This window comes from Pseudomonas sp. MG-9 (genome assembly GCF_018729515.1).
In the GTDB taxonomy this organism is placed as follows: Bacteria; Pseudomonadota; Gammaproteobacteria; order Pseudomonadales; family Pseudomonadaceae; genus Aquipseudomonas; species Aquipseudomonas serboccidentalis.
In genome coordinates this window covers 1-21,989 of sequence record NZ_JAHHZH010000005.1, presented here as the reverse complement: position 1 = coordinate 21,989, position 21,989 = coordinate 1, and the positions used below count along the sequence as shown (strand labels likewise).

Genomic DNA, 21,989 nt, shown 5'->3' with positions numbered 1-21,989 from the left:
AGGGTCGCAAAACAAACACTTGCCACCCAATCCGTATCAGCAAGCGCCGCCGAGCGCAGAGAGAGCCTGTATGACCGTCAACCTCAAAACCCCCGAGGACATCGCTGGCATGCGTGTCGCCGGCAAACTGGCCGCCGATGTGCTGGAAATGATTGCCGAACACGTCAAACCGGGCGTGACCACCGATCAACTGGACAAGATCTGCCACGACTACATCGTCAATGTGCAGCAGGCTATCCCGGCCCCGCTCAATTACAAGGGTTTCCCGAAGTCGATCTGCACCTCGATCAATCACGTGGTCTGCCACGGCATTCCGAATGAAAAGCCGCTGAAAAACGGCGACACGCTGAATATCGACGTCACCGTGATCAAGGACGGCTACCACGGCGACACCAGCCGCATGTTCCACGTCGGTGAAGTGCCGGTCTGGGCCGAACGTCTGTCGCAGATCACCCAGGAATGCATGTACAAGGCGATCGAAATCGTCAAACCTGGCTGCCGCCTCGGCGATATCGGTGAAGTCATCCAGAAGCACGCTGAAAAGAACGGCTTTTCGGTAGTTCGCGAGTTCTGCGGCCACGGCATCGGCAAGGTGTTCCACGAAGAACCGCAGATCCTGCACTATGGTCGCGCCGGCACCGGCATGGAACTGAAGGCCGGCATGACCTTCACCATCGAGCCGATGATCAACCAGGGCAAGGCCGACACCAAGGTGCTGGGCGACGGCTGGACCGCGATCACCAAGGACCGCAAGCTCTCGGCTCAGTGGGAACACACCCTGCTGGTAACCGATACCGGCTACGAGATCTTCACCCTGCGCGCCGACGACACCATCCCGCGCGTCTCGGCCTGATCCAAGAACGCTCCCAGCCTTTCAAGAACGCTCCCAGCCTTTATAGAAGGAAAGCCAATCGATGCCGCAGGTGGATCCCGAACTCTTCGACCGCGGCCAGTTCCAGGCTGAACTGGCCCTGAAAGCGAGTCCCATTGCGGCGTTCAAGAAGGCGATCCGCCAGGCTCGCGAGGTGCTCGACACGCGTTTTCGCAATGGCCGTGACATCCGCCGGCTGATCGAAGACCGTGCCTGGTTCGTCGACAACATCCTGCAAAAGGCCTGGGAGCAGTTCAACTGGAGCGAAGACGCCGACATTGCGCTGGTCGCGGTCGGTGGCTATGGCCGGGGTGAGCTGCACCCGTATTCCGACATCGACCTGCTGATCCTGCTGGACAGCGCCGATCACGAAGTTTTCCGTGATTCCATCGAGCGTTTTCTGACGCTGCTGTGGGACATCGGCCTGGAAGTCGGTCAGAGCGTACGCTCGGTCGATGAGTGCGCCGAGGAAGCACGGGCCGACCTGACGGTGGTCACCAACCTGATGGAAAGCCGCACCATCTGCGGTCCCGAGCGTCTGCGTCAGCGCATGCTCGACGTCACCAGCACCGCACACATGTGGCCGGCCAAGGAGTTCTTCCTGGCCAAACGCGCCGAGCAGAAGGCCCGTCACCACAAGTACAACGACACCGAATACAACCTGGAACCCAACGTCAAAGGCTCGCCCGGCGGCCTGCGGGATATCCAGACCATTTTGTGGGTCGCCCGTCGTCAGTACGGCACCCTGAACCTGCGCGCTCTGGCCGGCGAAGGCTTTCTGGTCGAGAGCGAAAACGCGCTGCTGGCCTCCTCCCAGGAATTCCTCTGGAAAGTGCGCTACGCCCTGCACATGCTTGCCGGTCGCTCCGAAGACCGCCTGCTGTTCGATCATCAACGAACCATCGCCGGCCTGCTGGGCTTTGAAGGCGACGACGCCAAACAGGCGGTCGAAAACTTCATGCAGCAGTACTTCCGCGTGGTGATGAGCATTGCCCAGCTCAGCGACCTGATCATTCAGCATTTCGAGGAAGTCATCCTCGCCCCGGAAGACGAAGCGCCGCCGCAGCCGATCAACTCGCGCTTCCAGTTGCATGATGGTTATATCGAGGCGCGCAACGACAACGTGTTCCGTCGCACGCCGTTCGCCATGCTCGAGATCTTCGTGTTGATGGCCCAGCAGCCGGAAATCAAAGGCGTGCGCGCCGATACCATTCGTCTGCTGCGCGAGAACCGCCATCTGATCGACGACAACTTCCGCAACGACATCCGCAATACCAGCCTGTTCATCGAGCTGTTCAAGTGCAAGATCGGCATCCACCGCAACCTGCGCCGGATGAATCGCTACGGCATCCTCGGACGCTACCTGCCGGAGTTCGGCTTCATCGTCGGGCAGATGCAGCACGACCTGTTCCACATCTATACGGTGGACGCGCACACCCTGAACCTGATCAAACACCTGCGTAAGTTGCAGTACACCCAGGTATCGGAAAAATTCCCGCTGGCCGCCAAGCTCATGGCCAAACTGCCCAAACCCGAACTCATCTACATGGCGGGTCTGTACCACGACATCGGCAAGGGCCGGCATGGCGATCACTCGGACATCGGCGCGGTCGATGCCGAAGCGTTCTGCCAGCGCCATCAACTGCCCACATGGGACAGCCGCCTGATCGTCTGGCTGGTGCAGAACCATCTGGTGATGTCGACCACTGCGCAGCGCAAGGATCTGTCCGACCCGCAGGTGATCCACGATTTCGCGCAGATCGTCGGCGACGAAACCCGTCTGGATTATCTGTACGTGCTGACCGTGGCCGACATCAACGCGACCAATCCGACGCTGTGGAACTCGTGGCGCGCCAGTCTGTTGCGCCAGCTCTACACCGAGACCAAGCGTGCCCTGCGCCGTGGCCTGGAAAACCCGGTGGATCGCGAAGAGCAGATCCGCCAGACCCAGAGCGCGGCGCTGGACATCCTGGTGCGCGGCGGCACCGACCCGGACGACGTCGAGCAGTTGTGGGCGCAATTGGGCGATGACTATTTCCTGCGTCACACCGCCGGCGACGTGGCCTGGCACAGCGACGCGATCCTGCAGCAACCGGCCGATGGCGGGCCGCTGGTGCTGATCAAGGAAACCACCCAGCGCGAATTCGAGGGTGGCACGCAGATCTTCATTTATGCCCCGGATCAGCACGACTTCTTTGCCGTGACCGTAGCCGCGATGGACCAGCTCAACCTGAACATTCACGACGCCCGGGTCATCACCTCAAGCAGCCAGTTCACCCTCGACACCTACATCGTGCTCGACAACGACGGCGAATCCATCGGTGACAACCCGGCACGAATCAAACAGATTCGCGACGGCCTGACCGAAGCCCTGCGCAACCCGGACGACTACCCGACGATCATCCAGCGCCGGGTGCCGCGCCAGCTCAAGCACTTCGCCTTTGCGCCGCAGGTGACAATCCACAACGATGCCCAGCGTCCGGTGACGGTGCTGGAACTCACCGCACCGGATCGCCCGGGCCTGCTGGCGCGTATCGGCGGGATCTTCCTCGAGTTCGACCTGTCACTGCAGAACGCCAAGATTGCGACCCTGGGCGAACGGGTGGAAGACGTGTTCTTCATCACCGACGCCCACAACCAGCCGCTCTCCGACCCGCTGCTGTGCAGCCGCTTGCAGGATGCAATCGTTGAACAACTGAGCGTCAATCAGGAACCGGATATCAAGCTATCGCGCATCAGTATTTGAATTGAATTAATCCATTACCCCGATGGGAAGGATCACTCCGATACCAGCCTGTTAATCAAAACCCCTGTAGGAGCGAGCCTGCTCGCGATAGCGGCACATCAGCTTGCATGGATGTTGAATGTGCAGCCCTCATCGCGAGCAGGCTCGCTCCTACAGATTTTGTGCATTGGTCAGTATCAGAGTTTTCTCTCCACATTGAACGAGGCATCCATGAACAACGCTCTGAACCAGCTCCAGCCCTACCCGTTCGAAAAGCTCCGCGCCCTGCTCGGCACCGTGACCCCGAACCCGGACAAACGCCCGATCGCGCTGTCGATCGGCGAGCCGAAACATCGCTCCCCAAGCTTTGTGGCCGAAGCGCTGGCGAATAATCTGGATCAGATGGCGGTGTACCCGACCACGCTCGGCATCCCGGCCCTGCGTGAAGCCATTGCCGGCTGGTGCGAACGCCGTTTCGGCGTGCCAGGCGGCTGGATTGACCCGGCGCGCAACGTGCTGCCGGTCAACGGCACCCGCGAAGCGCTGTTCGCCTTCACCCAGACCGTGGTCAACCGTGGCGAAGACGCTCTGGTGGTCAGCCCTAACCCGTTCTATCAGATCTACGAAGGCGCCGCGTTCCTCGCCGGCGCCAAGCCGCACTACCTGCCGTGCCTGGACGAAAACGGCTTCAACCCGGACTTCGACGCGGTATCGCCTGAGATCTGGAAACGCTGCCAGATCCTGTTCCTCTGCTCGCCGGGCAACCCGACCGGCGCGCTGATCCCGGTCGATGTGCTGAAAAAACTGATCGCCCTGGCTGACGAATATGACTTCGTGATCGCCGCCGACGAGTGCTACAGCGAGCTGTACTTCGACGAACAGACTCCGCCGCCGGGCCTGCTCAGCGCCTGCGTCGAACTGGGCCGCAAGGACTTCAAGCGCTGCGTGGTGTTCCACAGCCTGTCCAAACGCTCCAATCTGCCGGGTCTGCGGTCCGGTTTCGTCGCCGGTGACGCCGACGTCCTCAAGGGCTTCCTGCTGTACCGCACCTACCACGGCTGCGCGATGCCGGTGCAAACCCAACTGGCCAGCGTTGCCGCGTGGAATGATGAAGTGCATGTGCGCGCCAACCGCGCGCTGTACCGCGAGAAATTCGACGCGGTACTGGAAATCCTCAGCCCGGTGATGGACGTGCAGCGCCCGGACGGCAGCTTCTACCTGTGGCCGAATGTGCAAGGTGACGATGCGGCGTTCTGCCGGGATCTGTTCGCCGAAGAACATGTGACCGTGGTGCCAGGCTCTTACCTGTCCCGCGAAGTGGACGGTGTGAATCCGGGGGCCGGTCGGGTGCGCATGGCACTGGTCGCGCCACTGGCCGAATGCGTCGAAGCTGCCGAACGTATTCGCGCCTTCATCACGCGGCACAAATAATCATCGATTGCCCGCGCCAGACGCTCTGGCGCGGGCAATCCTGCAGGCTATTTGACCTGCCCCAGATTCGCCTCACTCAAATCCAGCTCACCCAACACCTCACGCAACACGTCATCACCGATCTGGTGCTGACGACTGAGGCTATACAGCTCCAGACGCTGCGCACGCAGCGCCTTCAAACGCAGACGGCGCTCCAGAAGATCCATCTGAAACGCCAGCGCCTGGGCTTCGGCCGAGTCGTTGAACACTTCGAGCTGATGGCGATACTCGGACATGATCCGCGCCTTGAGTTCCGCCGAGAGCGCGGCCTGCGCAGCATCCTGCGGGCCGACTTCTTCGGTTTCCAGTGCATGAATCGCCGCCTCGGCAGTCTTGCGCCAGGCATCGCGTACTTCCTGGCGACGCTTGTCGTCCGGGCTTTTTTCGATGCCGCGCAGCAGCAACGGCAAGGCGATGCAGGCGCAAATCAGCGACAACAGAATCACCCCGGCGGCGATGAAGATCAGCAGGTCACGCTCGGGGAACGCCTCGCTGCCCATCAACATCGGCACCGACATCACACCCGCCAGCGTCACTGCCCCGCGCACACCACCGACGGTCAGCAACCAGCAGGAACGCGCCGTGGGCACTTGCGTCAGGTCACCCTTGCCACGCAAACGCCGCAGCAGCACCGACAGACGCCAGATACTCTGCACCCAAATAAAGCGCAACAGCACCAGCGCGAGGAAAATCGCCACCACGTCGAGGCCGCGGTACAGCAACGTCGGCCACAGCGTCGGTTCGTGGCTGACCACGGCTTTGATGATGTCCGGCAGTTGCAGGCCGAGCAGCAGGAAGATCAGACCGTTGAAGGCAAACTCCAGCAGTGACCAGACGCTGCGATTGAGCAGGCGGGTGCTGGTCTGCCGTGGCAACAGATCGAGCCAGCTCTGCATCATCCCCGCCGCCACCGCCGAAAGAATGCCCGAGGCGCCCAGTCGTTCGGCCAGCACGTAGGCGGCGAACGGCAGCAGCAACATAAACACCACATGAGTGGCCGGATCGTCCCAGCCGCGAGCGATCATCCACGCACGCAAGCGCCCGACCAGCCAGCTCAGCGCCACGCCGACCGCCAACCCGCCGACCGCCACCAGCACGAACGTCAGGCTGGCATTGGCCAGCGAGAACACCCCGGTCACCGCCGCCACCAAGGCGAACTTGAACGTCACCAGACCCGACGCATCGTTCATCAGCGCTTCGCCCTGCAGTATGTGCATCAGCGGTGTCGGCAAACGGTTCTGGGAAATGGCCGACACCGCCACGGCGTCAGTCGGCGAGAGCACTGCCGCGAGGGCGAAGGCCACCGCCAGCGGAATGCTGGGCAACAGCCAGTGAATGAAATAACCGGCGCCGACCACGGTGAACAGCACCAGACCGACGGCCAGCGTCAGGATCGGGCCGCGCAGTTGCCAGAACTCGCGCTTGGGCATGCGCCAACCGTCGGAAAACAGCAGCGGCGGCAGGAACAGAAACAGGAACAGTTCGGGGTCCAGTGCCACATGCAGGCCCAGTGTCGGCCAGGCCAACAGGGCACCGGCAGCGATTTGCACAAGGGGCAGCGGCAACGGGATGACCCGTCCGACCAGCCGCGAGACACTGACCAGCATCAGCAGGATCAGGACGGTATAAGCGGTTTGCATAAAGCGTAAATCTCAGACAATCGACAGCGTTGAACTGCCATATTAGCCGCTTAGCATGCGTCTGGGGTTTGCACCTATGTCGCACGCCGACACTGATCCCCGTGTAGGAGCTGCGGCACGCTGCGATCTTTTGATGTTTAAAAACAGAATCAAAAGATCGCAGCCTCGTTTCACTCGACAGCTCCTACAGGGATTTGTGCAGGGTAATGAAGCCGGGCGCCCGAAACGCTTTGGTCATGGCATAATCCGACACCATTTTTTTCCAGCACCTGTAAAGGGGGCGATTCCTTGACCGTTTCAAGTAAAACGTTGCACCTTTTCGGCATCAAAGCCTGCGACACCATGAAGAAGGCGCGCACCTGGCTCGATGAACACGCTGTCAGCTACGACTTTCATGACTACAAAACCGCCGGTATCGACCGTGAACACCTGACCCAATGGTGTGACGAGCACGGCTGGCAAACGGTGTTGAACCGTGCAGGCACAACCTTTCGCAAACTCGACGACGAACGTAAAGCCGATCTCGACCAGTCGAAAGCCATCGAACTGATGCTCGCTCAACCCTCGATGATCAAGCGCCCGGTGCTCGATCTCGGTGACCGAACCCTGATTGGCTTCAAGCCAGACATCTACGCGGCCGCACTCAAGTAAAGCAGCCCGTCACTTATTGCTAGAGGTATTCACATGTCCAATTCCCTGTTCAGCATCGCCTTTGGTGTCGGCACGCAAAACCGTCAAGGCGCCTGGCTGGAAGTGTTCTACGCCCAGCCACTGCTCAACCCGTCGGCCGAACTGGTCGCCGCCGTTGCGCCGATCCTCGGTTACACCGAAGGCAACCAGGCCATCACTTTCACCACTGCGCAGGCTGCGCAACTGGCTGAAGCGGTCAAAGGCATCGATGCCGTTCAAGGCAAGCTGCTGACCCGTCTGGCCGAGAGCCACAAGCCGCTGGTCGCCACCCTGCTGGCCGAAGACGCACAGCTGACCTCGACGCCTGAGGCGTATCTGAAGCTGCACCTGCTGTCCCATCGTCTGGTCAAGCCGCACGGCGTGAGCCTGGCCGGGATCTTCCCGCTGCTGCCGAACGTCGCCTGGACCAGCCAGGGCGCGATCGACCTGAGCGAACTGGCCGAACTGCAACTCGAAGCCCGTCTGCGCGGCGAGCTGCTGGAAGTGTTCTCGGTGGACAAGTTCCCGAAAATGACCGACTACGTGGTACCGGCCGGCGTGCGTATCGCTGACGCGGCACGTCTGCGTCTGGGTGCGTACGTGGGCGAAGGCACCACCGTGATGCACGAAGGCTTCATCAACTTCAACGCCGGCACCGAAGGCCCGGGCATGATCGAAGGCCGCGTTTCCGCTGGCGTGTTCGTCGGCAAGGGTTCGGATCTGGGTGGCGGCTGCTCGACCATGGGCACCCTGTCGGGTGGCGGCAACATCGTGATCAAGGTCGGCGAAGGCTGCCTGATCGGCGCCAACGCTGGTATCGGTATTCCGTTGGGCGACCGCAACACCGTCGAGTCGGGCCTGTACGTGACCGCCGGCACCAAGGTGGCGCTGCTGGACGAGCACAACAACCTGGTCAAGGTTGTGAAGGCGCGTGAACTGGCCGGTCAGACTGACCTGCTGTTCCGTCGCAATTCAGAAACCGGTGCCGTGGAGTGCAAAACCCACAAATCGGCGATCGAACTGAACGAAGCGCTGCACGCTCACAACTAAGTGCTGTTAGCACCTGTGGGAGCGAGCTTGCTCGCGAAGCTTTTGGCGTATTCAAGAACGCCATCGCGAGCAGGCTCACTCCTACAAGTCTGACGTACACCCGCCCAAGTTCACAGGGCTGAACAGATGATGATTCCCTCCCCCTGGCGCGCCGATTTTCCGGCCATCGCCGCCCTGCAACGGCAAGACCAGACCTATCTGGACAACGCCGCCACCACGCAAAAACCTCAGGCCCTGCTCGACGCACTGACGCATTACTACGCCAACGGCGCGGCCAATGTGCATCGTGCGCAGCATCTGCCCGGCGCTCATGCGACACAGGCGTTCGAAGACAGCCGGCTCAAGGTTGCCCAGTGGCTCAATGCTGGTGATAGTGGGCAGATCATCTTCACCCACGGCGCCACCAGTGCGCTGAATCTCCTGGCGTATGGCCTGGAGCATCTTTTCCACCCGGGCGATGAAATTGTCATCAGCGCCCTGGAGCATCACGCCAACCTGCTGCCGTGGCAGCAACTGGCGCAGCGTCGCGACCTGAAACTGGTGATCCTGCCGCTGGACGCCGACGGCGTGATCGACCTCGGCGCCGCCGTCCGCCTGATCACCCCGCGCACTCGCTTGCTGGCAGTCAGTCAGTTGTCCAACGTGCTCGGTGCCTGGCAACCGTTGCCGGCGCTGCTGGCGATGGCCAAGGCGCAGAACGCGCTGACCGTGGTCGACGGCGCGCAAGGTGTGGTGCATGGTCGCCACGACGTGCAGGCGCTGGGTTGCGACTTTTATGTGTTTTCCAGCCACAAGCTGTACGGCCCGGATGGCCTCGGCGTGCTGTTTGGGCGCAACAAGGCGCTCGAGCAACTGAAGCCGTGGCAGTTCGGCGGCGAAATGGTGCTGGAAGCCAATTATCACGACGCGCGTTTCCGTCCTGCCCCGCTGGGTTTCGAGGCGGGCACGCCGCCGATTGCCAGCGTTATCGGATTGGGTGCAACCCTCGACTATTTGGCCGGGCTCGATCAGGACGCGGTGTCCGCTCACGAAGCCGCGCTGCACGACTATCTGCTGCAAGGCCTCGCCGCCCGCAACGGCATTCGCCTGCTGGGCAAACCGCAACTGGCGCTGGCGAGTTTTGTCGTCGAAGGCGTGCATAACGCCGATCTGGCGCATCTGCTCACCGAGCAAGGCATCGCCGTGCGCGCCGGACATCACTGCGCCATGCCGTTGCTGAAAAGCCTTGAGCTGGCCGGAGCGATTCGTGTGTCGTTGGCGCTGTATAACGATTCCGAGGATCTGGAACGCTTCTTCGAAGCGCTGGATCAGGCCCTGGAGTTGTTGCGATGAGTTTGCCGCTGGCCGCCGCCGAAGCGCTGCAAACCTTCCAGAATGCCGCCGGCTGGGAACAACGCGCACGGTTGCTGATGCAGGTTGGCGATCGCCTGCCACCGCTGGATGATGCGGACAAGTGCGAGGCCAACCGTGTGCATGGCTGCGAGAGTCAGGTGTGGCTGGTGGGGGAATTGCGCGAGGGTCACTGGCAGTTCAGCGCCAGCAGCGATGCGCGGATGATTCGCGGGCTGGTGGCGTTGTTGCTGTTGCGGGTCAACGGCTTATCGGCAGATGAACTGCAACAGGTGGATCTGCCGGACTGGTTCAATCAGTTGGGGCTGTCGCGGCAGTTGTCGCCGTCGCGCAGCAATGGCCTCAATGCCGTACTCAAGCGCATGAACGAACTGGCCACCACCCTGTAGGAGCTGCCGAAGGCTGCGATCTTTTGACTTTGTTTGTTGAAGCAAAATCAAAAGATCGCAGCCTTCGGCAGCTCCTACAGGGGAATGCGTTGCAAATGTGGGAGTGAGCCTGCTCGCGATGAGGTCATCAGCCCCTGCATCATGCTTGCGGCTTGACCCGATCCGCTGGCCGCCGAACTCCCGCCACAATCTTGTCCACAGCCTTGGTCGCCGCGACCATGCCGAACGTCGCCGTGACCATCATCACCGCGCCAAACCCGCCGGCGCAGTCGAGCTTCACGCCATCGCCGACAAAACTCTTCTGCAAACAGATGCTGCCGTCCGGTTTCGGATAGCGCAGCTGTTCGGTGGAGAACACGCACGGCACGCTGTAATGGCGGGTCACGGTGCGCGAGAAGCCGTAGTCGCGACGCAGGGTCGAACGCACTTTCGAGGCCAGTGGATCGTTGAAGGTACGGTTCAGATCGCAGACCTGAATCAGCGTCGGATCGATCTGCCCGCCGGCGCCGCCGGTGGTGATGATCTGGATCTTGCGGCGCTTGCACCAGGCGATCAGCGCAGCCTTGGCGTTGACCGCGTCGATGCAGTCGATCACGCAGTCGATGTTCGGCGTGATGTACTCGGCCATGGTCTCGCGGGTGACGAAATCGGCCACGGCATGCACCGTGCAGTCCGGGTTGATTCCGCGTAAGCGCTCGGCCATCACTTCGACCTTGGGTTTGCCGACGGTGCTGTCCAGCGCGTGCAACTGCCGGTTGGCGTTGCTGACACAGACATCATCGAGGTCGAACAGCGAAATTTCGCCCACGCCACAGCGGGCCATGGCTTCCGCCGCCCAGGAACCGACGCCACCGACGCCGACGATCGCCACATGGGCTGCACGCAGGCGCTCAAGGCCCTCGATGCCATACAAACGGGCGATGCCTGCAAACCGCGGATCTTCTGTACTCATGACCATTACCCCAAAAACCGGCGCGCATTATAGGGCTACGCAGCGACAAGTTTTAAGCTTCAAGCTACAAGTGTAAGAACTTAAGTCAAAGTCGGATGCCCAATATCCGGCATTTCCTTGTCTGGTGTACGACCAGTGGAGTGCCAGTGTAGGATTCGCGCCCTTTTGGCGTAAGCCGATCCGTTCCTTCGTTCCACAGCCTTTGGAACCCGAAATAGCTATGTCATCGCGTAAATTTGGTCTCAACCTGGTGGTGGTTCTGGCAATCGCCGCCCTGTTCACCGGTTTCTGGGCGCTGATCAACCGCCCGGTCTCCGCGCCCAACTGGCCGGAGCAGATCTCCGGTTTCTCCTATTCGCCATTCCAGCAGGGACAATTCCCACAGAAGGATCAATATCCGACTGACGATGAAATGCGCCGCGACCTGGAGATCATGAGCAAGCTGACGGACAACATCCGTATCTACTCGGTCGACGGTTCCCTGCAGGACATCCCGAAACTGGCGGAAGAGTTCGGTCTGCGCGTGACCCTCGGGATCTGGATCAGCCCCGACCAGGAACGCAACGAGCGGGAAATCCAGCGCGCCATCGAACTGGCCAACACCTCGCGCAGCGTAGTTCGCGTAGTGGTCGGCAACGAGGCGATCTTCCGTAAGGAAATCACCGCCGAACAATTGAGCGTGCTGCTTGATCGCGTGCGCGCAGCGGTGAAAGTGCCGGTGACCACCTCCGAGCAGTGGCACGTTTGGGAAGAACACCCGGAACTGGCCAAACACGTCGACCTGATCGCCGCGCACGTGCTGCCGTACTGGGAGTTCATTCCGGTCGACAAGGCCGGGCAGTTCGTCTTCGACCGCGCCCGCGACCTGAAAAAGATGTTCCCGAAAAAACCGCTGCTGCTGTCCGAAGTCGGCTGGCCGAGCAACGGTCGCATGCGCGGTGGCGCCGATGCGTCGCCGGCGGATCAGGCGATCTACCTGCGCACGCTGGTCAACAAACTCAATCGCCAGGGCTTCAACTACTTCGTGATCGAAGCCTTCGACCAGCCGTGGAAGGCCAGTGACGAAGGTTCGGTGGGCGCTTACTGGGGCGTGTTCAACGCCGCGCGTCAGCAGAAATTCAACTTCGAAGGCCCGGTGGTGGCGATTCCGCAATGGCGCGTGCTGGCCATCGGTTCGGTGGTGCTGGCGCTGCTGTCGCTGACCCTGCTGATGATCGACGGCTCGGCGCTGCGTCAGCGCGGCCGTACCTTCCTGACCTTTATCGCGTTCCTCTGCGGTTCGGTGCTGGTGTGGATCGGTTACGACTACAGCCAGCAATACAGCACGTGGTTCAGCCTGACGGTGGGTTTCCTGCTGGCGCTGGGTGCCCTCGGGGTGTTCATCGTGTTGCTGACCGAGGCGCACGAACTGGCCGAGGCGGTGTGGATTCACAAGCGTCGGCGTGAGTTCCTGCCGGTGGTGGGCGATTCCAGCTATCGACCGAAAGTGTCCATCCACGTGCCCTGCTACAACGAGCCGCCGGAGATGGTCAAACAGACCCTCGACGCCTTGGCCGCCCTCGATTACCCGGACTATGAAGTCCTGATCATCGACAACAACACCAAGGACCCGGCCGTGTGGGAGCCGGTGCGCGACTACTGTGAAACCTTGGGCCCGCGCTTCAAGTTCTTCCACGTATCGCCCCTGGCCGGGTTCAAGGGCGGCGCGCTGAACTACCTGATTCCGCACACCGCCAAGGACGCCGAAGTGATCGCGGTGATCGACTCCGACTACTGCGTGCACCCGAACTGGCTCAAGCACATGGTGCCGCACTTCGCCGATCCGAAAATCGCCGTGGTGCAGTCGCCGCAAGACTACCGCGACCAGAACGAAAGCACCTTCAAAAAGCTCTGCTACGCCGAGTACAAAGGCTTCTTCCACATCGGCATGGTCACCCGCAACGACCGTGACGCGATCATCCAGCACGGCACCATGACCATGACCCGCCGTTCGGTTCTGGAAGAACTGGGCTGGGCCGACTGGTGCATCTGCGAGGACGCCGAGCTGGGTCTGCGCGTCTTCGAAAAAGGCCTGTCGGCGGCGTATTACCACGACAGCTACGGCAAGGGCCTGATGCCGGATACCTTCATCGACTTCAAGAAACAGCGTTTCCGCTGGGCCTACGGGGCGATCCAGATCATCAAGCGTCACACCCGCAGCCTGCTGCGCGGCAAGGACACCGAGCTGACCCGTGGCCAGCGTTACCACTTCCTCGCGGGCTGGCTGCCGTGGGTGGCGGACGGCATGAACATCTTCTTCACCGTCGGCGCGTTGTTGTGGTCGGCGGCGATGATCATCGTGCCGCAACGGGTCGATCCGCCGCTGCTGATCTTCGCAATCCCGCCATTGGCGCTGTTCGTGTTCAAGGTCGGCAAGATCATCTTCCTGTACCGTCGCGCCGTCGGCGTGAACCTCAAGGATGCGTTCTGCGCGGCGCTCGCTGGCCTGGCGTTGTCGCACACCATCGCCAAAGCGGTGCTGTACGGCTTCTTCACCAGCAGCATTCCGTTCTTCCGCACGCCGAAAAACGCCGACAACCACGGCTTCTGGGTGGCGATTTCCGAAGCGCGGGAAGAGCTGTTCATCATGCTGCTGTTGTGGGGCGCGGCGCTGGGGATCTACCTGGTGCAAGGCATTCCGAGCAATGACATGCGCTTCTGGGTGGCGATGCTGCTGGTGCAGTCGCTGCCATACGTCGCGGCGCTGATCATGGCGTTCCTGTCGTCGCTGCCAAAACCTTCGGCGGAGCCTGAACAGGCCGCCGCTTGATCAGTTATTGTTGAACGTCAAACGGCGGCCTTCGGGTCGCCGTTTTGCATTAGAATGGTCGCCTTTTTCAATGCCAACACATCCTGTAGGAGCTGCCGCAGGCTGCGATCTTTTGATCTTGCTGTAGATTCTAAAAAACAAAATCAAAAGATCGCAGCCTGCGGCAGCTCCTACAGGTTTACCGTGCGCACCCCGGAGTTATTACATGACGGCCCACGCCGACCTTTCGCCGACCCTCCAACTCGCCATCGACCTGATCCGCCGTCCGTCCGTGACGCCGATTGACGCCGATTGCCAGAAGCAGATGATGCAGCGCCTGGGCGATGCCGGTTTCGCCCTCGAGCCGATGCGCATCGAAGATGTGGATAACTTCTGGGCCACCCACGGCAACGACGAAGGCCCCGTGCTGTGCTTCGCCGGCCACACCGACGTGGTACCGACCGGCCCGGTGACCGCCTGGCAGATCGACCCGTTCAACGCCGTCATCGATGAACACGGCATGCTCTGCGGCCGTGGCGCGGCTGACATGAAAGGCAGCCTGGCGTCGATGACCGTGGCCGCTGAGCGTTTCGTCGCCGATTACCCGAACCACAAAGGCAAGGTCGCCTTCCTGATCACCAGCGACGAAGAAGGCCCGGCGCACCACGGCACCAAGGCTGTGGTTGAACGTCTGGCGGCGCGCAACGAGCGTCTGGACTGGTGCATCGTCGGCGAACCGTCGAGCACCACGCTGGTCGGTGACGTGGTGAAAAACGGTCGTCGCGGCTCCCTCGGCGCCAAACTCACCGTGCGCGGTGTGCAGGGTCACGTGGCCTATCCGCATCTGGCGAAGAACCCGATCCACCTCGCCGCGCCGGCACTGGCCGAACTGGCCGCCGAGCATTGGGACCACGGCAACGATTTCTTCCCGCCGACCAGTTTCCAGATTTCCAACGTCAACTCCGGCACCGGCGCGACTAATGTGATTCCGGGTGATCTGGTGGCGGTGTTCAACTTCCGCTTCTCCACCGAATCCACCGTCGAAGGCCTGCAAAAACGCGTGGCCGACATCCTCGACAAACACGGTCTGGACTGGCACATCGACTGGGCGCTGTCCGGCCTGCCGTTCCTCACCGAGCCGGGCGCACTGCTCGACGCAGTGTCGTCGAGCATCCGCGACATCACCGGCCGCGAGACCAAGGCGTCCACCAGCGGTGGCACTTCCGATGGCCGCTTCATCGCGACCATGGGTACGCAAGTAGTTGAGCTGGGCCCGGTCAACGCGACTATTCACCAGGTCAATGAGCGCGTGCTGGCGGCCGATCTCGACGTGCTGACCGAGATTTACTACCAGACCCTGATCAAGTTGCTCGCCTGATGCTCGCGTGCCCGATCTGCAGTGAACCGCTGAACACCGTGGACAATGGCGTGGTCTGCCCCGCCGGCCACCGCTTCGACCGTGCGCGTCAGGGTTACCTGAACCTGTTGCCGGTGCAGCACAAGAACAGCCGCGATCCCGGCGACAATCAGGCGATGGTCGAGGCTCGCCGCGACTTCTTGAATGCCGGGCATTACGCGCCGGTGGCCAAACGTCTGGCCGAGCTGGCGGCGGGTTACGCGCCAGCGCGCTGGGTCGATATCGGTTGTGGCGAGGGTTACTACACCGCGCAAATCGCCGAGGCCTTGCCGGATGCCGATGGCTACGCGCTGGACATCTCCCGCGAAGCCGTCAAACGCGCCTGCAAACGTAATCCGGCGATCACCTGGTTGATCGCCAGCATGGCCCGCGTGCCGTTGGCGTCGGGCAGTTGCCAGTTTCTCGCCAGCGTTTTCAGTCCGCTGGACTGGGCAGAAGCCAAACGTCTGCTCAGCGTCGGTGGCGGCCTGATGAAGGTCGGCCCGACCAGCGGCCACCTGATGGAACTGCGCGAACGGCTGTACGACGAAGTGCGCGAATACACCGACGACAAGCATCTGGCCCTGGTGCCCGAAGGCATGGCGCTGGCGCACAGTGAAACCCTGGAATTCAAACTGACACTGGACAAGCCCGAGGATCGCGCCAACCTGTTGGCGATGACACCTCACGGCTGGCGCGCCAGTGCCGAACGCCGCGCCGCGGTGATCGAACAGGCCGAGCCGTTCGTGACCACCGTGTCGATGCGCTACGATTATTTCGTTCTTCAATAACTTTTGGTCTCGGGCGAGTGCCCGGGGCCGGCTAAATCCGCGAATGGATTTTTCAGACCCGCAGTGAGGACATCCATGCGCCAACCGGATATCGAGATTTACCTGAAAGACGCCGACGTCGACCACAAGGCCATTTCCGCCTGGCTCAGCACAGCGCTGGGCCCGTGCAGCGACTGGGTACAGAAAGGCCAGACCTACAAGTGCAAGGCCGGCAACATCCCAGTGACCTGGCTGCCAAAAGCCGTCGGCAAGTGGAACAGCCTGTATCTGGAAAGCGATGCGACCCCATGGGACGACGACATCGCCTGCGCTCGCGCAGCCTTTGCCGCGCTGAACGTCGAAGTACGTTGCGCGCCGGGGACGTGGGTCGAGGAAGAAGGTGAAGAGACCGCCGATCGCTGGATTCGCATCAGCGAAGACGGTGAAGAAGAGATCACCTGGAAAACCGCTTAAAAGCAAAAGATCGCAGCCTGCGGCAGCTCCTACAGTTTGGAATGCATTCCCCTGTAGGAGCTGCCGCAGGCTGCGATCTTTTGATCTTGAAAGTTACAGGCCTACAACGTCTTCCGCCTGCAAACCCTTTTCGCCGGTGATCACCGCGTACTCAACCTGCTGGCCCTCAGTCAGCGACCGGTGCCCTTCACCGCGGATCGCGCGGTAGTGCACGAACACGTCCACCCCGTCCTCGCGCTGAATGAAGCCGTAGCCTTTGGCGTCGTTGAACCACTTCACATTGCCGGTTTCACGTGTTGCCATCTGTTCATACTCCTTTTTTATTATTGAACAGGCTTTTCGCAGGAAAGCCTTTGCGGAACGTCAGACTGCGCCCGACGTCCATAAAGGGCCCCGGCGACAGATTGCCGAGTATATGACAGGCACGAAAACTCTCAACAGGAGTTTACTTCGCCGCTTTTTTGCCGATTTTCGGCGAATACGGCAAACTGTCGACCGCCCGAGCACTTGCTCGGTTTTATTCACTCACGCAGAAGCCGTATGACCCGTTCCCCGTTCCGCCGTCTAGTGTTTGGCACCTTGCGCCGACTGTTGTACCTCTGGGTTCGCTCGGAGACGATCAACCAGTCGTCGCTCACCCTCAACCTCGACCGCAGTCGTCCGGTGTTCTACGTCCTGCAAAATCCTTCGCTCACCGATCTGGCGGTGGTCGATACCGAGTGCACCAAGGCCGGCCTGCCGCGTCCGGTGCTGCCGGTGTCGGTCGGTCCACTGATCGAACCGGCAGCGTTCTTTTACCTGACGCCGGACCCGGACTGGCTCGGCCGTCAGGACAAGCGCGGCGCGCCACCGACCCTGACCCGCCTGGTCAGCGCCCTGACGCAGAACGCTGCCGAAGACGCGCAGATCATTCCGGTCAGCGTGTTCTGGGGCCAGTCGCCGGACAGCGAAAACAGTCCGTGGAAGCTGCTGTTCGCCGACAGCTGGGCGGTCACCGGTCGCCTGCGTCGACTGCTGAGCATCATCGTCCTCGGGCGCAAGACCCGTGTGCAGTTCTCGGCGCCGATCCATCTGCGTGAACTGATCGAGCACAACAAGGGCCACGAACGCACTGTGCGCATGGCCCAGCGCGTCCTGCGCGTGCACTTCCGCAACCTGAAGGCGGCGGTGATCGGCCCGGACATTTCCCACCGGCGCAATCTGGTCAAGGGCTTGCTCAACCAGCCATTGGTCAAGCAGGCGATCCTCGATGAAGCCGAACGCGAAAACATCTCCCCGGAAAAAGCCAAGGCCCAGGCCCTGCGCTACGGCAACGAGATCGCCTCGGACTACACCTACACCGCGATCCGCTTCCTCGAAGTGGTGCTGAGCTGGTTCTGGAACAAGATCTACGACGGCATCAAGGTCAATCACATCGAAGGCGTGCAGAAGGTCGCCCAGGGTCACGAAGTGATCTATGTGCCGTGCCACCGCAGCCACATCGACTACCTGCTGCTCTCGTACTTGCTGTTTCGTAACGGCCTGACCCCGCCGCACATCGCCGCCGGGATCAACCTCAACATGCCGGTGATCGGCAGCCTGTTGCGCCGTGGCGGCGCGTTCTTCATGCGCCGCACGTTCAAGGGCAATCCGCTGTACACCTCGGTGTTCAACGAATACCTGCACACCCTGTTCACCAAAGGTTTCCCGGTCGAATACTTCGTCGAAGGCGGCCGCTCGCGCACCGGGCGCATGCTGCAACCGAAAACCGGCATGCTCGCGATCACCCTGCGCAGCTTCCTGCGTTCATCGCGGATGCCGATCGTGTTTGTGCCGGTGTACATCGGCTACGAGCGCGTGCTGGAAGGTCGCACCTACCTCGGCGAACTGCGTGGCGCGAGCAAGAAGAAAGAATCGATCTTCGACATTTTCAAAGTCATCGGCGCGCTCAAGCAGCGTTTCGGGCAGGTGGCGGTGAACTTCGGCGAGCCGATCAAACTCGCGGAATTCCTCGACAGCGAACAGCCAGGCTGGCGCCAGCAGGAGCTCGGCCCGCAGTACAAACCGGCGTGGCTCAACGAAACCACCAACCGCCTCGGCGAAAAAGTCGCGCAGCATCTCAATGAGGCCGCGGCGATCAATCCGGTCAATCTGGTGGCGCTGGCGCTGCTCTCGACCACGCGTCTGGCGCTGGACGATCGTGCCATGGCACGGGTGCTGGATCTGTACCTGGCGTTGCTGCGCAAAGTACCGTACTCGCCGCACACCACCTTGCCGGAAGGCGACGGCCGTGCGCTGATCGAGCACGTGAAGGACATGGACCTGCTGGCCGAACAGAACGATGCGCTGGGCAAGATTCTGTACCTGGACGAGCAGAACGCCGTCCTGATGACCTACTACCGCAACAACGTGCTGCACATCTTCGCGTTGCCGGCGTTGCTGGCGAGTTTCTTCCAGAGCACCTCGCGCATGAGCCGCGAACAGATCCTGCGTTACACCCGCGCGCTGTATCCCTACTTGCAGTCAGAACTATTCATTCGCTGGACGCTGGACGAACTGGACGGCGTGGTCGATCAGTGGCTGGAAGCGTTCGTCGAGCAAGGCCTGCTGCGTTTCGAGAAAGACGTCTATCTGCGCCCGGCGCCAAGTTCGCGGCATTTCGTGCTGTTGACGCTGCTGTCGAAGAGCATCGCCCAGACCTTGCAGCGTTTTTACATGACCGTGTCCTTGCTGCTCAACGCCGGTCAGAACACCATCAGCGCCGAAGAACTGGAAGACCTGTGCACAGTCATGGCTCAGCGCCTGTCGATCCTCCATGGCCTCAACGCCCCGGAGTTTTTCGACAAGAGCCTGTTCCGTCACTTCATCCAAACGATGCTCGACCTCGACGTGCTGCGCCGCGACGATGCCGGCAAACTGAGTTATCACGAACTGCTTGGCGAACTCGCCGAAGGTGCGGCCAAGCGCGTGTTGCCGGCGGAGATTCGTTTGTCGATCCGCCAGGTCGCGTTGCATCGCAGTGAAGACGCTGCCGATCAGGTCATCACTCAACCCGAGACCTGATGCAAACCTGGTGGGAGCGAGCTTGCTCGCGAAGGCGTCGTGTCAGTCGGCATCACTGTCGTCTGACACACCGCTATCGCGAGCAGGCTCACTCCTGCAATTGAATGGAGAACACCATGAAAAAACTGACTCTGCTTGCCGCCGCTACCCTGCTCAGCGCTTGCCAATCAACCAACCCCGCTGGCAAGGTCGGCCTCGACGGTGAAGTGTTCTACCTGCAACGCATCGCCCTGCCACCGAGCGCAACCCTGAGCGTGAGCCTGCAGGATGTATCGCTGGCCGACACCCCGGCCGTGGTGCTCGACGAACAGAAAGGCCCGGTCAAAGGCCAGGTGCCACTGCCGTTTCACTTGAGCTACGATCCGGCGCAGGTCAAACCCGGCCACCGCTACTCGGTCAGCGCGCGCATCGAAGTCAACGGCGAGCTGATGTTCATCACCACCGAAAACCACGCCGTACAACTGGACGGCAACGACCCGCAGCCGCTGAAAATCCGCGTCGACGCGATTCGCTAATTGTCTATCAAGGAAGCTGCCATGTTCCGCCCTACTCTTCGCTTCGCCGGCCTGTGCGCGGGCTTGATGATCTCCGCCAACGTGCTGGCGCTGTCACTCAGCGACCTGTCGCAACAAGACGCCACCGGCGGCCTCAAGGACGCCCTGACCCAAGGCGCGCAACTGGCCGTCAAACAACTGGGCACCCCGGGCGGTTTCAGCAACAACCCGGACGTGAAAATCGAACTGCCGGGCAAACTCGGCAAAGTCGCCGGCAAGATGAAAGCCTTCGGCATGGGCGCCCAGGTCGACGAACTCGAAACCGCGATGAACAAAGCCGCGGAAAACGCCGTGACCCAGGCCCAGCCGATCCTCGTCGACGCCGTGAAGAAAATGACCGTGGCCGACGCCAAAGGCATCCTCAGCGGCGGCAACGACTCGGCCACCCAATACCTGGACAAAACCAGCCGCGAACAGATCCGCGCCAAGTTCCTGCCGATCGTCAAACAAGCCACCGACAAAGTCGGCGTCGCGCAGAAATACAACAGCTTCGCGGGCCAGGCTGCGACCCTGGGCGTCGTGGATGCGAAAAGCGCCAACGTCGAAAACTACGTCACCGAGCAAGCGCTCAATGGCCTGTTCGAGATGATCGGCAAACAGGAAGAAACCATCCGCAAAAACCCGGCTGCCGCCGCGACCGGGCTGGCGAAGAAAGTGTTCGGCACTTTGTAATTTTTGCCGCTGCACGCAAAAGCCCGCTGAACCTGTGAAGGTCAGCGGGCTTTTTATTGTGGGTCAGCCTTGCGGATCGACTTGATCGAGGACGCGGTTAACCGACAGCTCAGCGAGCGAAATCATCTGCTGGATGCCAAGCAACTAACTGCACGTCGGACCGCTCAAGGTAAACGCCAACTCAGCGGCCATGACATTGGCCGAGGCCAGTGTTTCACAGGCATGGGCCAACAGGGTTTCAGAATCGACTTCGGGGAGGACAGTGAAGATTGTGCTGGGATGGCCGACCGGTTTTGGCGGTTTATCCGCAGGCTTCAGATAATGATCAAGGGCACGCAGGGCCGCATCGTGAAGCTTTCTTGAATCGAGGAAGGCGTAGGGGGAAACGGGATCGGTGGGCCGTTCCGGGGTGGTTTCGGGCTCTGGGGGGTTGGGGGTGTGTTTGAACATGGTGGAACTCCTGAAGTAGTGGAGCCGCCACAGTTCGCTGCGAAACGAATGTAGGGTGGCAGCTGTACGCAGGTTCGCAGACCGGGACTTCAGGCACCCGGCATACCCGAAGGTATCCCGCGCACAACCGCCATGACACTGGCATAAAAAACGCCCGCTTTCGGATGGTGGACGCTGTGCGTCTGAAGTTTAACCGGGCTGCGAAACCCGGTCGCTGATTTTTGCAGCGACAAACTCAGGCTAGAGATCGCGCTTCCGACGGGCAACCTGAAAACCTTGTGGGAAGGTTCTGGTTTTCTCCCACACCCTTAAACACAACCAGACTCAATGTAGGAGCTGCCGAAGGCTGCGATCTTTTGATCTGGCTTTTGATTTTGAAAAGCCAAGGTCAAAAGATCGCAGCCTTCGGCAGCTCCTACAGGAGATTGGGTGTGGTCAGTTGGAGACTGGTCGGCTGTCAGGCCGCCATCGCGAGCAGGCTCACTCCTACAATGGGATTGGGTGTGGTCAGTTGGAGACTGGTCGGCTGGCAGGCCGCCATCGCGAGCAGGCTCACTCCTACAGTGGGATTGGGTGCATTCAGTTGGAGACTGGTCGGCTGGCAGGCCGCCATCGCGAGCAGGCTCACTCCTACAGTGGGATTGGGTGCATTCAGTGGAGATTGGTCGGCTGGCAGGCCGCCATCGCGAGCAGGCTCACTCCTACAGTGGGATTGGGTGCATTCAGT

Annotated in this window: 17 protein-coding genes and 1 pseudogene; 14 read left to right on the top strand and 4 right to left on the bottom strand. The window is 61.1% G+C overall.

Annotation, left to right across the window (positions count from 1 at the left end):
• Positions 1-70 precede the first annotated feature (70 nt).
• From map to dapC, 3 genes are all read left to right on the top strand, one after another.
• Positions 71-853, top strand: coding sequence for a type I methionyl aminopeptidase (gene map, locus KKQ10_RS13855; RefSeq protein ID WP_127650717.1), 783 nt, complete (start codon positions 71-73; stop codon positions 851-853).
• Positions 854-914: 61 nt separating this feature from the next.
• Positions 915-3,617, top strand: a complete 2,703-nt coding sequence (locus KKQ10_RS13850) for a [protein-PII] uridylyltransferase (RefSeq protein WP_127650719.1) — start codon at positions 915-917, stop codon at positions 3,615-3,617.
• Positions 3,618-3,827: 210 nt separating this feature from the next.
• Positions 3,828-5,027 (top strand): succinyldiaminopimelate transaminase, encoded by a 1,200-nt coding sequence (gene dapC / locus KKQ10_RS13845; RefSeq protein ID WP_215501419.1) that lies wholly within the window; start codon positions 3,828-3,830, stop codon positions 5,025-5,027.
• A 47-nt stretch (positions 5,028-5,074) separates the two neighbouring features.
• On the opposite strand, the gene KKQ10_RS13840 is transcribed toward dapC, so the two are convergent.
• The gene (locus KKQ10_RS13840) at positions 5,075-6,706 is read right to left on the bottom strand and encodes a Na+/H+ antiporter (protein WP_127650725.1); all 1,632 of its coding nucleotides are present in this window, start codon (positions 6,704-6,706) and stop codon (positions 5,075-5,077) included.
• A gap of 288 nt (positions 6,707-6,994) precedes the next feature.
• Between KKQ10_RS13840 and KKQ10_RS13835 the strand changes: the two genes are divergently transcribed.
• The 4 genes from KKQ10_RS13835 to KKQ10_RS13820 all read left to right on the top strand — a co-directional run bounded on the left by KKQ10_RS13835 (position 6,995) and on the right by KKQ10_RS13820 (position 10,164).
• On the top strand, positions 6,995-7,357 hold the full coding sequence (locus KKQ10_RS13835; RefSeq protein WP_003222107.1) for an ArsC family reductase: 363 nt from the start codon (positions 6,995-6,997) through the stop codon (positions 7,355-7,357).
• Positions 7,358-7,390: 33 nt separating this feature from the next.
• Positions 7,391-8,425: a 2,3,4,5-tetrahydropyridine-2,6-dicarboxylate N-succinyltransferase gene (gene dapD / locus KKQ10_RS13830; protein ID WP_007954762.1), complete on the top strand. Its 1,035-nt coding sequence runs from the start codon at positions 7,391-7,393 to the stop codon at positions 8,423-8,425.
• Positions 8,426-8,551: 126 nt separating this feature from the next.
• The gene (locus KKQ10_RS13825; RefSeq protein WP_215501418.1) at positions 8,552-9,757 is read left to right on the top strand and encodes an aminotransferase class V-fold PLP-dependent enzyme; all 1,206 of its coding nucleotides are present in this window, start codon (positions 8,552-8,554) and stop codon (positions 9,755-9,757) included.
• Positions 9,754-10,164, top strand: coding sequence for a SufE family protein (locus KKQ10_RS13820; RefSeq protein WP_215501417.1), 411 nt, complete (start codon positions 9,754-9,756; stop codon positions 10,162-10,164). The genes KKQ10_RS13825 and KKQ10_RS13820 overlap by 4 nt, the downstream gene beginning before the upstream one ends.
• Before the next feature lie 139 nt (positions 10,165-10,303).
• On the opposite strand, the gene tcdA is transcribed toward KKQ10_RS13820, so the two are convergent.
• The gene (gene tcdA / locus KKQ10_RS13815) at positions 10,304-11,122 is read right to left on the bottom strand and encodes a tRNA cyclic N6-threonylcarbamoyladenosine(37) synthase TcdA (RefSeq protein ID WP_025110898.1); all 819 of its coding nucleotides are present in this window, start codon (positions 11,120-11,122) and stop codon (positions 10,304-10,306) included.
• Positions 11,123-11,336: 214 nt separating this feature from the next.
• Between tcdA and KKQ10_RS13810 the strand changes: the two genes are divergently transcribed.
• The 4 genes from KKQ10_RS13810 to KKQ10_RS13795 all read left to right on the top strand — a co-directional run bounded on the left by KKQ10_RS13810 (position 11,337) and on the right by KKQ10_RS13795 (position 16,544).
• Positions 11,337-13,925, top strand: coding sequence for a glycosyltransferase (locus KKQ10_RS13810; RefSeq protein WP_215501416.1), 2,589 nt, complete (start codon positions 11,337-11,339; stop codon positions 13,923-13,925).
• A 205-nt stretch (positions 13,926-14,130) separates the two neighbouring features.
• Positions 14,131-15,282 (top strand): succinyl-diaminopimelate desuccinylase, encoded by a 1,152-nt coding sequence (gene dapE, locus KKQ10_RS13805; RefSeq protein ID WP_215501415.1) that lies wholly within the window; start codon positions 14,131-14,133, stop codon positions 15,280-15,282.
• Positions 15,282-16,091, top strand: coding sequence for a putative RNA methyltransferase (locus KKQ10_RS13800; RefSeq protein WP_127650737.1), 810 nt, complete (start codon positions 15,282-15,284; stop codon positions 16,089-16,091). The genes dapE and KKQ10_RS13800 overlap by 1 nt, the downstream gene beginning before the upstream one ends.
• Positions 16,092-16,166: 75 nt before the next feature.
• Positions 16,167-16,544, top strand: coding sequence for a hypothetical protein (locus KKQ10_RS13795; protein ID WP_215501414.1), 378 nt, complete (start codon positions 16,167-16,169; stop codon positions 16,542-16,544).
• Between the two features lie 93 nt (positions 16,545-16,637).
• Here the strand turns inward: KKQ10_RS13795 and KKQ10_RS13790 are convergent, their stop codons facing one another.
• The gene (locus tag KKQ10_RS13790) at positions 16,638-16,847 is read right to left on the bottom strand and encodes a cold-shock protein (RefSeq protein ID WP_007908870.1); all 210 of its coding nucleotides are present in this window, start codon (positions 16,845-16,847) and stop codon (positions 16,638-16,640) included.
• A gap of 237 nt (positions 16,848-17,084) precedes the next feature.
• Between KKQ10_RS13790 and plsB the strand changes: the two genes are divergently transcribed.
• The 3 genes from plsB (at position 17,085) to KKQ10_RS13775 (ending at position 20,812) form a co-directional block, all read left to right on the top strand.
• Positions 17,085-19,586 (top strand): glycerol-3-phosphate 1-O-acyltransferase PlsB, encoded by a 2,502-nt coding sequence (gene plsB / locus KKQ10_RS13785; RefSeq protein ID WP_127650739.1) that lies wholly within the window; start codon positions 17,085-17,087, stop codon positions 19,584-19,586.
• A 116-nt stretch (positions 19,587-19,702) separates the two neighbouring features.
• Positions 19,703-20,101 (top strand): YbaY family lipoprotein, encoded by a 399-nt coding sequence (locus tag KKQ10_RS13780; protein ID WP_215501413.1) that lies wholly within the window; start codon positions 19,703-19,705, stop codon positions 20,099-20,101.
• Positions 20,102-20,122: 21 nt separating this feature from the next.
• On the top strand, positions 20,123-20,812 hold the full coding sequence (locus KKQ10_RS13775) for a DUF4197 domain-containing protein (RefSeq protein ID WP_127650743.1): 690 nt from the start codon (positions 20,123-20,125) through the stop codon (positions 20,810-20,812).
• Between the two features lie 63 nt (positions 20,813-20,875).
• Here the strand turns inward: KKQ10_RS13775 and KKQ10_RS13770 are convergent.
• Positions 20,876-21,262 (bottom strand): annotated as a pseudogene (locus tag KKQ10_RS13770) (DUF6124 family protein).
• Between the last annotated feature and the right edge of the window lie 727 nt (positions 21,263-21,989).